The organism is Streptomyces sp. NPDC079167 (genome assembly GCF_040686735.1).
Lineage (GTDB): Bacteria > Actinomycetota > Actinomycetes > Streptomycetales > Streptomycetaceae > Streptomyces.
Genome location: NZ_JBFBLO010000008.1, coordinates 24488 through 36588 on the forward strand (window position 1 = coordinate 24488; position 12101 = coordinate 36588).

Sequence of the window (12101 nt, forward strand, 5' to 3'; positions counted from 1 at the left end):
GACGCAGCCCCGGGTTCGGGAAGGGGCGGGTAGGGGAACAGCAGAGGCCCGGCCGGAACGTGTCCGGCCGGGCCCTCTGTGTGCTGCTGGTTACCGCTCCGTCCTGCGGAGGCGGAACGTGAGGGACAGGCCCTCGTCCTCGAACGGGGCGCCGTACGTGTCGTCCGCGTCGCCCTGCGCGTAGTCCAGGGCCAGGACCTCGTCGGCGATCAGCGTCGCGTGGGCGGTCAGGGCCTCGGCCGTCGCCGGGGACGTGGACGTCCAGCGGACCGCGATCCGGTCCGCCACGTCCAGGCCGCTGTTCTTGCGTGCCTCCTGGATCAACCGGATCGCGTCACGGGCGAGCCCCGCGGCCCGCAGTTCCGGGGTGATCTCCAGGTCCAGGGCGACCGTCGCGCCCGAGTCCGACGCCACCGACCAGCCCTCGCGGGGGGTCTCCGTGATGATGACCTCGTCGGGGGCGAGGGTGATCCGCTCGCCGTCGACCTCCACCGAGGCCGTACCCTCGCGCAGCGCCAGGCTGAGCGCGGCGGCGTCGGTGTCCGCGACGGCCTTGGCCACCGCCTGGACGCCCTTGCCGAACCGCTTGCCCAGCGCGCGGAAGTTGGCCTTCGCCGTGGTGTCGACCAGCGAGCCGCCGACCTCCGACAGCGAGGCCAGGGAGGAGACGTTCAGCTCCTCCGTGATCTGGGCGCGCAGCTCCGGTGTGAGCGACTCGAAGCCCGAGGCCGCGACCAGGGCCCGCGACAGCGGCTGCCGCGTCTTGACCCCCGACTCGGCACGCGTGGCGCGGCCGAGCTCCACCAGGCGGCGCACCAGCGCCATCTGCGAGGAGAGCGCCGGGTCGATCGCCGCCGGGTCCGCCTTCGGCCAGTCGGACAGGTGGACCGACTCAGGGGCGTCCGGGGTGACGGGGACGATCAGGTCCTGCCAGACCCGCTCGGTGATGAACGGCGTCAGCGGGGCCAGGAGCCGGGTGATCGTCTCCACGACCTCGTGCAGCGTGCGCAGCGCCGCCTTGTCGCCCTGCCAGAAGCGGCGGCGCGAGCGGCGGACGTACCAGTTGGACAGGTCGTCGACGAACGCCGAGAGCAGCTTGCCGGCGCGCTGGGTGTCGTAACCCTCCAGAGCCTTGGTGACCCCGTCCACCAGGGCGCCGAGCTCGCTCAGCAGCCAGCGGTCCAGGACCGTGCGGTCGGCGGGGGCCGGATCGGCCGCCGACGGCGCCCAGTTCGACGTACGGGCGTACAGGGCCTGGAAGGCCACCGTGTTCCAGTACGTGAGGAGCGTCTTGCGGACGACCTCCTGGATCGTGCCGTGGCCCACCCGGCGTGCGGCCCAGGGGGAGCCGCCCGCCGCCATGAACCAGCGGACCGCGTCGGCGCCGTGCTGGTCCATCAGCGGGATCGGGTCGAGGGTGTTGCCCAGGTGCTTGGACATCTTCCGGCCGTCCTCGGCGAGGATGTGGCCCAGGCAGACCACGTTCTCGTAACTGGACTTGTCGAAGACGAGCGTGCCGACCGCCATCAGCGTGTAGAACCAGCCGCGGGTCTGGTCGATGGCCTCCGAGATGAACTGCGCCGGATAGCGGGACTCGAAGACCTCCTTGTTCTTGTACGGGTAGCCCCACTGCGCGAACGGCATCGAACCCGAGTCGTACCAGGCGTCGATGACCTCCGGGACGCGGTACGCCTCCAGCTGGCAGTTCTCGTGCGAGCACGTGAACGTGATCTCGTCGACGAACGGCCGGTGCGGGTCCAGCCCCGACTGGTCGGCGCCGGTGAGCTCCGACAGCTCGGCGCGGGAGCCCACACAGGTCAGGTGGTCGTCCTCGCAGCGCCAGATCGGCAGCGGGGTGCCCCAGTAGCGGTTACGCGACAGCGCCCAGTCGACGTTGTTGGTCAGCCAGTCGCCGAAGCGGCCGTTCTTGACCGAGTCGGGGAACCAGTTGGTCTTCTCGTTCTCCTGGAGCAGCCGGTCCTTGACCGCCGTCGTGCGGATGTACCAGGACGGCTGCGCGTAGTAGAGCAGAGCCGTGTGGCAGCGCCAGCAGTGCGGGTAGCTGTGCTCGTACGGGACGTGGCGGAAGAGCTTGCCGCGTGCGGCCAGGTCCTCGGTGAGGGCCTCGTCGGCCTTCTTGAAGAAGACGCCGCCGACCAGCGGAAGGTCCTCCTCGAAGGTCCCGTCGGGACGGACGGGGTTGACGACCGGCAGGCCGTACGAGCGGCAGACGAGGAGGTCGTCGGCGCCGAAGGCGGGGGACTGGTGGACCAGACCCGTGCCGTCCTCGGTCGTGACGTACTCGGCGTTGACGACGTAGTGCGCCTCGCTCGGGAACTCGACGAGCTGGAACGGGCGTTCGTAGGTCCAGCGCTCCATCTCGCGGCCGGTGAAGGTCTCGCCGGTGAGCTCCCAGCCCTCGCCGAGCGCCTTTTCGACCAGCGGCCGGGCCACGACCAGCTTCTCCGCTCCGTCGGTCGCGACCACGTAGTCGACGTCGGGGTGCGCGGCGACGGCCGTGTTGGAGACGAGGGTCCAGGGGGTCGTCGTCCAGACCAGCAGCGCGGCCTCGCCGGCCAGCGGACCGGACGTGAGCGGGAAGCGCACGAAGACCGAGGGGTCGACGACCGTCTCGTAACCCTGGGCGAGCTCGTGGTCCGAGAGGCCGGTGCCGCAGCGCGGGCACCAGGGGGCGACGCGGTGGTCCTGGACCAGCAGGTCCTTGTTGAAGATCTCCTTCAGGGACCACCACACGGAGTCGACGTACTCGGGGTCCATCGTGCGGTAGGCGTCGTCCAGGTCGACCCAGTAACCCATGCGGGTCGTGAGCTCGCTGAACGCGTCGGTGTGGCGGGTCACGGACTCACGGCACTTCGCGTTGAACTCGGCGATGCCGTACGCCTCGATGTCCTTCTTGCCGTTGAAGCCCAGCTCCTTCTCCACCGCGAGCTCGACCGGCAGGCCGTGACAGTCCCAGCCGGCCTTGCGGCCGACGTGGTAGCCCTGCATGGTGCGGAAGCGCGGGAAGACGTCCTTGAAGACGCGGGCCTCGATGTGGTGGGCCCCGGGCATGCCGTTGGCCGTCGGGGGGCCCTCGTAGAAGACCCACTCGGGGCGGCCCTCGGACTGTTCGAGGCTCTTGTCGAAGACCTTGCTGTCGCGCCAGAAGTCGAGCACGGCGTGCTCGAGGGCGGGCAGGTCGACCTGGGCGGGTACCTGGCGGTACTGCGGCGATGTCATGTGCGGGCTTCCTCCGGCGGACGTCTTCCACTTCCGTCGGAGGGACGAGAGCCTGGTCAGCTCCCGCGGTACCACCCTCCTTGGCCCCGGGCACGCGCCCGTGGCCCCCTCATTGGGGTCGCGATGCCGGGTCTAGTCACCTTGTGCCCGTGGGGCGGAACCCCACGGTCCAAAGCTTTCTTCCGGCGGCTCCGGGCTGATCTTCACGGCGCGCTCGCCCCCGGGCTCCCACCGTCCCCGGGTCGCTCCTGGCTGCGTACGACGCTACTCGTCCCGTCCATGCCTCTCGCTGCGGCCAGTGTACGGGCCCCCGCGGGCGACGGCCGACCGGTTTTCGGCGTACGGCGGCGTGGAAGGCGCTTGCACCCGAATGGCCAGTCGGGGCCGACGGAGTCTCCGGAGAGCGCGCGGAGGCGGATTACCCGGCGGGGAGCTGGGCACAACGGTTGCAGGCGCGCCACCGACCGGCAGCGGGAGGGGGCGAACCGGCGGCGTGCCCCGTTGCCGCGGAGCTGGGGTCGACTTATCGTCCCAGCACGATTCGCGTGCAAGATCACAATATGTGAAGGGGCCGCGGCCATGGTGGCGAAGAAGACCGCCGCATCGAGATCGGCGTCCGGGACATCCACGGCTGCGGCTGCCGAGGAGAAGGCCGCCGGGAAGGGGACGGCGGCACATCCGCCGGAACCGGAACAGGCCGGCCAGGACCCGGCGCACCACGAGCCGGCGAAGAAGAGCACGGCCAAGAAGAGCACGGGCAAGAAGAGCGCAGCCAAGAAGGCGTCGAAGAAGGCCACGGGGGCGGCTCAGGCCGCCGAGCAGACAGGAGTCCACACGGTGGTAGCCAAGAAGAGCGCGGCCCGGACCACGGCTGCGGGAGAGGGCACCGCGACCGCGGTCCCCCCGGCCAGGGCCGCCGCGACGGCGCCCGGAGACCTGGCGGTCAGGCCGGGGGAGGACCCCTGGACCGCGGAGGAGGTCGACGCGGCGCGGACCGAGCTGGCCGGTGAGGTCCTGCGGCTGCGTACCGAGCTGGAGGCGTCGGGCGCGGCGCTCGCCGGCCTGATGCGCGACTCGGGGGACGGAGCGGGGGACGACGACGCGGACACCGGCACGAAGAACATCACCAGGGAACACGAGCTCTCCCTTGCGGCCCACGCCCAGGAGACCCTGGACCAGACCGAGCGGGCGCTCGCCAGGCTCGACGCGGGCACCTACGGGCTCTGCGAGGTCTGCGGCAAGCCGATCGGCAAGGCGCGGATGCAGGCCTTCCCCCGGGCCACGCTCTGCGTGGAGGACAAGCAGAAGCAGGAGCGGCGCGGCTAGGGGACACCTTCCGTCCGGGCCGGGGCCGATCCGGCCGGAGGGCCCCGGCGACCGCGGATCCGGACGGAGGGCCCGGCGGCTCCTGGAAGCCGGACGGGGAGTGAGGGCCGTGGGAGCCGGGAGGCCGGTCCGGGTCCTGACGCCCCTGATCCCCCGGGTGTGTCGTACCCTCGTCCTCAGTCAGGCACCTAGGTTGAGGGACTCACGTGGCAGAGGCGGAGCGCATCATCGGTACGCCGGATATCCCTGATGCCGAGGGGGCCGACGGGGCTGAGCCCCAGCAGCCCGCCGGGGGCTCGACCCAGGCCGGGAGCGACGAGCCCGGCAGCGGCCGGGGCAAGAAGAAGATCCTGGTACTCCTCGGCGTGGCGGTCCTCGCCTACCTCCTGGACCTGATCAGCAAGATGATCGTGGTCGCGAAGCTGGAGCACGAGGAGCCGATCGAGATCTTCGGCGACTGGCTGAAGTTCGACGCGATCCGCAACGCGGGCGCCGCCTTCGGGATCGGCGAGGCGTTCACCGTGATCTTCACCGCCATCGCGGCCGTCGTGATCATCGTGATCGTCCGGCTCGCCCGCAAGCTCCACAGCCTGCCCTGGGCCATCGCCCTGGGGCTGCTGCTCGGCGGAGCGCTCGGCAATCTCACCGACCGCATCTTCCGCGCGCCCGGGGTCTTCAAGGGCGCGGTGGTCGACTTCATCGCCCCCGCGCACTTCGCCGTCTTCAACCTCGCCGATTCAGCGATCGTCTGCGGCGGAATTCTCATCGTGATCCTTTCCTTCAAGGGCCTGGACCCCGACGGCACCGTGCACAAGGACTAGCGGGCGCAAGGCATACTCGACTGGTGAGTACGTATCCCGAGGTCCGCACCCTGCCCGTACCCGACGGCCTGGAGGGCGAGCGTGTCGACGCCGCCATCTCCCGGATGTTCGGTTTCTCCCGCACCAAGGCCGCCGAGCTGGCCGCTGCCGGGAAGGTCCAGGTGGACGGCGCGGTGGCCGGGAAGTCCGAGCGGGTGCACGGCGGGGCCTGGCTGGAAGTGGAGATGCCGCAGGCACCCGCTCCGGTCCAGGTCGTCGCCGAACCCGTCGAGGGCATGGAGATCGTCCATGACGACGACGACATAGTCGTCATCATGAAGCCGGTCGGCGTCGCCGCCCACCCCAGCCCCGGCTGGACCGGCACCACCGTCATCGGCGGCCTCGCCGCGGCCGGCTACCGCATCTCGACCTCGGGCGCCGCCGAGCGCCAGGGCATCGTGCACCGGCTGGACGTCGGCACCTCCGGCCTGATGGTCGTGGCCAAGTCGGAGCGGGCGTACACCCTGCTCAAGGCGCAGTTCCGCGACCGGGTCGTCGAGAAGAAGTACCACGCCCTCGTGCAGGGCCACCCCGACCCGATGAGCGGCACCATCGACGCCCCCATCGGCCGTCACCCGCAGCACGACTACAAGTGGGCCGTCACCGCCGAGGGCAAGCCCTCCGTGACGCACTACGACCTCATCGAGGCCTACCGCGCGGCCAGCCTGCTCGACATCAAGCTGGAGACCGGGCGCACCCACCAGATCCGCGTGCACATGTCCGCGCACCGCCACCCCTGCGTCGGCGACCTCACCTACGGCGCCGACCCCACGCTGGCCAAGCGTCTCGGCCTGACCCGGCAGTGGCTGCACGCGGTCCGGCTCGGCTTCGAGCACCCGGCCGACGGCGGCTGGGTCGAATTCGAGAGCGGCTACCCGGACGACCTGCGCCACGCCCTCGACACGATCGCCGCGGAGAGCGAATGAACCCCGGGCCCGCCCCGTACAGCACCCGCAGGGCCCTCGGCGAGAGCGACCTCGCGGCGTGCTTCCAGGTCCGCAAGGACGTCTTTGTCGGCGAGCAGCAGGTCCCCGAGGAGATCGAGTACGACGCCCATGACGCCACCGCGGTGCACGTCGTGGCCGTGGCCGCGGACGGCTCCGCGCTCGGCACGGGACGGCTCCTGCACGGCGAGGACGCGGCGGACAGGACCGGCGGCGACCTGGCCGTGGGTTCGCTCGGCAGGCTCGCCGTGACCCGAGAGGCCCGCGGGCTGGGCGTCGGTGCCGCACTGGTCCGTGCCATAGAGGACCAGGCCCGCGCGCTCGGCCTGACCGCCGTGGACCTGCACGCCCAGACGCACGCGCTCGGCTTCTACGAACGGCTCGGCTACACGGCGTACGGCCCCGAGTTCCCGGACGCCGGGATCCCGCACCGGGCCATGCGCCGCGCACTCTGACCGCGCGCCCCGCAGGGGGCTGCCGCAGGTGAGCGGGGCGCGCGTGACAGGCTGGGAGATCTGACCGGCTGATCAACACGGGCCCGGAGGCCCGCGCGCGCTGCGGAAGGCACAACGTGGACCAGATGGCGCTCCTGCTCCTGCTCCTGATCGGAGCGGTGGTCACGGTGCCGCTCGGGGAGCGCCTGCGGCTCCCGGCACCGATCCTGATGACTCTCGCCGGGATCGTCATGGCCTTCGCCAGCTTCGTGCCCGACGTGGACATCCCACCGGAGTTCATCCTCCCGGCGCTCCTGCCGCCGTTGCTCTACGCCTCCGTGCAGCGCACCTCCTGGCGGCAGTTCGCGGCCAACCGGCGGCCGATCTTCCTGCTGGCCGTCGCCCTCGTCTTCGTCACCACGGCGGCCGTCGCGGCCGTCGCGAACGCGCTCGTACCCGGTCTGCCGATCGCCGCCGCCGTGGCCCTGGGGGCGCTCGTCGCCCCGCCCGACCCGGTCGCGGCGACGGCCGTGGCCGGGTCGGTGGGGCTGCCGCGCCGCCTCGTGTCGATCCTGGAGGGCGAGGGGCTGTTCAACGACGTGACGGCCATCGTCCTGTACCACGTGGCGATCGCCGCCGCCGTCAGTGGCACCTTCTCGCTGCCGGCCGCGTTCGGACTGCTCATCCTCTCCGCCGTCGTCGCCGTGGTGGTCGGCCTGGTGCTCGCCTGGCTCACCATCAAACTCATGGGGTACCTGGGAGACACCACCCTCCAGGTCGGCCTGACCCTCCTCGTGCCGTTCGTCAGCTACGTACTCGCCGAGGAGCTGATGGGCTCGGGCGTGCTCGCCGTCCTCACCACCGCGCTCTTCCTCGCCGAACACACCGCGGACGCCGACGACGTCCTCGGGAGGCTCACCGGCCGGTCCTTCTGGGAGATCGTCGACACCCTCATCACCGGCGTCGCCTTCGGCCTGATCGGCCTGGAACTCCACAACGTCTTCGGCACCGCCGACGGGCACGAACCGCGCCTGCTGGGCTGGGGGCTCGCCGTCGCCGCGGTCGTCATCGGCGTCCGGCTCCTGTGGCTGCTGCCCGCCGCCTGGCTCGCCAAGCGGCTGCACACCCGGCGTGACGTCAGCGAGGAGATCCCCACCGGCGTGCGCGAGACCGTCGTCATGTGGTGGGCGGGGATGCGCGGGGTCGCCTCCGTCGCGCTGGCGCTGGCGATCCCGCTGGAGACGGACGACGGCAAGCCGTTCCCCGGCCGGGACGAGATCGTCTTCATCGCCTTCGTCGTCATCATGGTGACCCTCGTCCTCCAGGGCCTGACCCTGCCGTGGCTCGTGCGCAAGCTCGGCGTCCGGGCGGACACCGAGGCCGAGCAGACACTGGAGCGCGATCTCGCGATCCGGGCGGCCAAGGCGGCCAAGACCCGCCTCAAGGAGGTCCAGGACACCGAGGGACTCCCCGAGGAGGTCCTGGAGCGGCTGCAGCGAGCCGCGTACGACATCGGGGCGCGGATCAGCCCCGACATGGTCGACGAGGAACGGCGCGAGGCGTACGCGCAGCGCGCCGAGCGCTTCAAGGAGGTCGCCCGGATCCAGCGCGAGATGATGTCCGCCGCCCGTCACGCCGTGCTCGCGGCGCGCAGCGAGCCGGGGTCGGACCCCGAGGTGGTGGACCGGGTGCTGCGCTACCTGGACGTACGCAGCCTGCGCTGACCGGCCCACCGGCCCGGGGACCGCTCAGCCGCGTCCGGTGCGGGGCGCCTTGCCCGGCGTGGGCACATGGCCGTTGGATGACGCCAGGTCGGCGTCCGCGCCCGTCAGCTCCCGCCAGTGGTCCCCCGGCGGCAGCGCCGCCGGGGACGTCACGACACGGGGCAGCGCGTACGGGTGGTGGTCACGGAGCCAGCCGATCATCTGCTCCCGCACCGCGCAGCGCACCGTCCAGATGTCGTCCGCGTCCTTCGCGGTGACCACCGCCCGCACCTCCATAGTGGTCGGGGTGGTGTCCGTGACGGCCAGGGACCAGTCGCGGCCGTCCCAGGCGGCGCACTCGCCGAGGATGTCACGCAGCCGGTCACGCATCGCCGCGACCGGGGCCGAGTGGTCGAGCTGGAAGAAGACGGTGCCGCTCATCTGCAGGCCGCCGCGCGACCAGTTCTCGAACGGATTGCTCGTGAAGTAGGACACAGGCATCGTGAACCGCCGCTCGTCCCAGGTCCGCACGGTCAGGAAGGTCAGGGTGATCTCCTCCACCGTGCCCCACTCCCCGTCCACCACCACGGTGTCACCGAGCCGGACCATGTCACCGAAGGCGATCTGGAACCCGGCGAAGAGGTTGCCGAGCGTCGACTGGGCCGCGACACCGGCGACGATGCCGAGCACACCGGCCGAGGCCAGCATCGAGGTACCGACGGTCTGCATCGCGGGGAAGGTGAGCAGCATCGCGGCGACCGCGACCGTCGCCACCACCGCGGTGACCACACGCTGGATCAGCGTGACCTGGGTCCGGACCCGGCGGACACGGGCGGGATCACGGGTGGAGGTCGCGTAACGGGCGTACGAGGACTGCACGATTGTGGCGGCCACGCGGATCACCAGCCAGGCCGAGGCCGCGATCAGCACCAGGGTCAGGACCTGGCCGATCGTCTCCCGGTGGTCCCGCACCACGTCGACCCGGAGCTGATCGAAGCTGGCCCTCAGCAGCGCCGTGCAGAGGACCACCTGCATGGGCGGACGGCAGAGCCGGAGCAGGCCCCAGAGAGGGGTCTCGTGATGGCGGCCGTCGGCACGGCGCAGCAGCAGGTCGACCAGCCACCCCACCAGCAGAGTGATCACCAGCGACCCGCCCAGCACGAGCAGCGGCCGCAGTATGTTCTCCATTCCGTCGTCCTCCAAGAGTCGGGGCAGGCCTGGCACCATGGACCGCATGAACATCATGCTTTTCCACTCGACCTACGGTCTGAGGCCGGCCGTGCACGCGTCCGCCGAGCGGCTGCGCGCAGCCGGGCACGAGGTGCGCGTGCCCGATCTCTTCGAGGGGCACACCTTCGAGACGGTCGAGGAGGGAATGGCCTTCAAGGAGCAGGTGGGCAAGGACGAGCTGCTCAAGCGCGCCGTCCTGGCTGCGGCGCCCTACTCCGACCAGGGCCTCGTGTACGCGGGTTTCTCGTTCGGGGCGTCCGTGGCGCAGACCCTCGCGCTCGGTGACGCCAAGGCCCGCGGCCTGCTGCTGCTCCACGGCACGTCGGACATCGCCGAGAACGCCTCGGTGGAGGAACTGCCCGTACAGCTGCACGTCGCCGACCCCGATGTGTTCGAGTCGCCGGACTGGCTGAACAGCTGGTACCTCCAGATGCAGCGGACCGGGGCCGACGTCGAGATCTACCGCTACCCCGGGGCCGGGCACCTCTACACCGACCCCGAGCTGCCCGACTTCGACCAGGACGCCGCGGAACTGACCTGGAAGGTGGCGCTCGGCTTCCTCGCCACGCTGTAGCCGCGTGGCAGGGCCGCGCGTACCCAGGGGGGTACCTCCCACGCCCCTGGCCGGCGGGTGGCGCGAACAGGCGGGCGAACAGAGGAAGTTCGCCCGCCTGCCGGCCGGATGACGCCCGAACTGCGCCGGTGGCCCTCGCCGGGCCGCCGGCTCTCCTGTCAGCCCTTCAGTGCCTTGGTGACAGCCGCGTTGAAGTCGGCCACCGTCATGGGGGCGTTCTTGCTGCCCTCGGCGGTGAGCGTCTTGCCGTCCATCTTGAGGGTCGGCGTGCCCTGGACCCCGCTCTTGTCGAACGCCTTGGACATCTTGACCGCCCAGGCGTCGTACGTGCCGTCCTCGACGTCCTTCTTGAACGCCGCGTTGCCCTTCAGAGCGTCCACCGAGTCCGCCACCTCGATCAGGTAGCTGTCCTTGGCGAACTTGTCGTTCGTCTCCTCGGGGTGGTACTTCGCGGAGTACAGCGCGGCCTTGTATTCCATGAAGGCGTCGGGGCTCACGTTCAGCGCCGCGCCGAGCGCGCTCAGGGCGTTCTTCGAGCCCTCGCCGCTGTCCGAGTTGTCGATGAAGGTCGCACCGACGTACTTGATCTTGTACTTGCCGGCGTCGACGTCCTTGGCCACGGTCTCGCCGACCGCCTGCTCGAACGTGGCGCAGATCGGGCAGCGCGAGTCCTCGTACAGCTCCAGCGTCTTCTTGGCGCTCGACTCGCCGATCACGACGGTCGTGCCGTCGTCACCGGAGGTGTTCTTGGGGGCGGTGACGTTCTTCGCGTCCGCCGCGGCCTCCCAGGCGGAGGGCTTGTTCAGCTGCATCACGCCGTAGCTGACACCGCCGGCGATCGCGAGCACGGCGACGACCGAGACGCCGACGACGATCTGCTTGCGGGTCTTGTCCTTCTTGGCCTGGCGCTCGCGCTCCGCGCGCAGCCGCTCGCGGGCGGCGTTCTTGTTGGCCTGGCTGTTGCGCTTGCTCATGGGGTGCTCCGTGGAGGTGTGGGGTGGCTCGGGGGACTTACCGCGTACTCAGGCAGGGAGGAGAGCCGGACGCGGCGGGCCCCTCCGTCCCACGGAGTGCACCAGGAAGCGGGCCGGGGCGAGCGGGTGCGGGCGCCCGGCGCGCCGGGCGCCGGAACGCACGCGGCGCCGCGCCGTGCCCACCACGGCGACCGCGGTGAGCAACGGCCGGAAGGCGACGGCCGCCGCCGCGCACAGCAGCCCCGCGAGCGCGGACTCGCCGCGCCGCAGCCAGGCGGCGGCCAGCAGGCCGACCGTCACGTGCGCGGCCAGCAGCAGCCAGGGGACAGCGGGGCCGGGGGAGGACAGCAGAGCGGCGGCGTGGCCGCCCTCGCCCGTCACCCCGGCCAGCGGGGTGCCGACCGAGGCCACACCGGAGAGTCCGTCGCCGCCGCCCCACGGCTCGCCGCAGAGCACGTCGACGCCCACGGAGCGCAGCGGGCCCGCGATCGGGCCGCCCGCCGCCCCGTAACAGAGGTGCTGGCCGGTGGTGAACACCGTGTCGGCGGCCAGCTCCAGCGGGACCAGCAGCCCGGCGATCGCCCCGAAGCCCCGCTCCCGGCCCGCCAGCGCGAACGCCACGGCGAAGACGGCCCCGGCCAGCAGGGCCACGGCGGCCATCGGCAGGGGGACCCGGGAGAGCAGCACATGGGACGCGGACGAGAGCGTGACGACGAGCGCGGTGAACAGCGCCGCGCGTACCGCTCTGATCGGTGTCCCTGATACGTCCATCGCCGGAGAGTGTGCCATGCGTTCCTGTAGGGGAGCCCTAAAGAC

Annotated in this window: 10 protein-coding genes; 6 read left to right on the forward strand and 4 right to left on the reverse strand. The window is 71.3% G+C overall.

What is annotated here, in order from left to right; all coding sequences use genetic code 11:
- Positions 1–90: 90 nt before the first annotated feature.
- Positions 91–3240: an isoleucine--tRNA ligase gene (ileS, locus tag AB0P41_RS18140; RefSeq protein WP_365932869.1), complete on the reverse strand. Its 3150-nt coding sequence runs from the start codon at positions 3238–3240 to the stop codon at positions 91–93.
- A 579-nt stretch (positions 3241–3819) separates the two neighbouring features.
- Here ileS and AB0P41_RS18145 point away from each other — a divergent pair.
- The 5 genes from AB0P41_RS18145 (at position 3820) to AB0P41_RS18165 (ending at position 8528) form a co-directional block, all read left to right on the forward strand.
- The gene (locus AB0P41_RS18145; RefSeq protein ID WP_356716599.1) at positions 3820–4566 is read left to right on the forward strand and encodes a TraR/DksA C4-type zinc finger protein; all 747 of its coding nucleotides are present in this window, start codon (positions 3820–3822) and stop codon (positions 4564–4566) included.
- Between the two features lie 206 nt (positions 4567–4772).
- Positions 4773–5387 (forward strand): signal peptidase II, encoded by a 615-nt coding sequence (gene lspA / locus AB0P41_RS18150; protein ID WP_356716600.1) that lies wholly within the window; start codon positions 4773–4775, stop codon positions 5385–5387.
- Between the two features lie 23 nt (positions 5388–5410).
- Complete coding sequence (locus AB0P41_RS18155; protein WP_104789821.1) at positions 5411–6352, forward strand: RluA family pseudouridine synthase; 942 nt, start codon at positions 5411–5413, stop codon at positions 6350–6352.
- On the forward strand, positions 6349–6825 hold the full coding sequence (locus AB0P41_RS18160; protein WP_356716601.1) for a GNAT family N-acetyltransferase: 477 nt from the start codon (positions 6349–6351) through the stop codon (positions 6823–6825). The genes AB0P41_RS18155 and AB0P41_RS18160 overlap by 4 nt, the downstream gene beginning before the upstream one ends.
- Positions 6826–6941: 116 nt before the next feature.
- Positions 6942–8528: a Na+/H+ antiporter gene (locus tag AB0P41_RS18165; protein WP_365932872.1), complete on the forward strand. Its 1587-nt coding sequence runs from the start codon at positions 6942–6944 to the stop codon at positions 8526–8528.
- A 24-nt stretch (positions 8529–8552) separates the two neighbouring features.
- On the opposite strand, the gene AB0P41_RS18170 is transcribed toward AB0P41_RS18165, so the two are convergent.
- Positions 8553–9695, reverse strand: a complete 1143-nt coding sequence (locus tag AB0P41_RS18170) for a mechanosensitive ion channel domain-containing protein (RefSeq protein WP_365932874.1) — start codon at positions 9693–9695, stop codon at positions 8553–8555.
- A gap of 37 nt (positions 9696–9732) precedes the next feature.
- Between AB0P41_RS18170 and AB0P41_RS18175 the strand changes: the two genes are divergently transcribed.
- A complete protein-coding gene (locus tag AB0P41_RS18175; protein WP_356716614.1) occupies positions 9733–10311 on the forward strand; it encodes a dienelactone hydrolase family protein in 579 nt (192 codons plus the stop codon).
- A gap of 158 nt (positions 10312–10469) precedes the next feature.
- Here the strand turns inward: AB0P41_RS18175 and AB0P41_RS18180 are convergent, their stop codons facing one another.
- On the reverse strand, positions 10470–11285 hold the full coding sequence (locus tag AB0P41_RS18180) for a thioredoxin domain-containing protein (RefSeq protein WP_356716605.1): 816 nt from the start codon (positions 11283–11285) through the stop codon (positions 10470–10472).
- Positions 11286–11333: 48 nt separating this feature from the next.
- Complete coding sequence (locus AB0P41_RS18185) at positions 11334–12056, reverse strand: hypothetical protein (RefSeq protein ID WP_356716607.1); 723 nt, start codon at positions 12054–12056, stop codon at positions 11334–11336.
- Positions 12057–12101: the final 45 nt, after the last annotated feature.

Excerpts from the sequence above, each read along its gene's own strand:
- ileS (WP_365932869.1), bottom strand. The coding sequence starts at position 3,240 with ATGACATCGCCGCAGTACCGCCAGGTACCCGCCCAGGTCGACCTGCCC.
- AB0P41_RS18145 (WP_356716599.1), top strand. The coding sequence starts at position 3,820 with ATGGTGGCGAAGAAGACCGCCGCATCGAGATCGGCGTCCGGGACATCC.
- AB0P41_RS18160 (WP_356716601.1), top strand. The coding sequence starts at position 6,349 with ATGAACCCCGGGCCCGCCCCGTACAGCACCCGCAGGGCCCTCGGCGAG.
- AB0P41_RS18170 (WP_365932874.1), bottom strand. The coding sequence starts at position 9,695 with ATGGAGAACATACTGCGGCCGCTGCTCGTGCTGGGCGGGTCGCTGGTG.
- AB0P41_RS18175 (WP_356716614.1), top strand. The coding sequence starts at position 9,733 with ATGGACCGCATGAACATCATGCTTTTCCACTCGACCTACGGTCTGAGG.
- AB0P41_RS18180 (WP_356716605.1), bottom strand. The coding sequence starts at position 11,285 with ATGAGCAAGCGCAACAGCCAGGCCAACAAGAACGCCGCCCGCGAGCGG.
- AB0P41_RS18185 (WP_356716607.1), bottom strand. The coding sequence starts at position 12,056 with ATGGACGTATCAGGGACACCGATCAGAGCGGTACGCGCGGCGCTGTTC.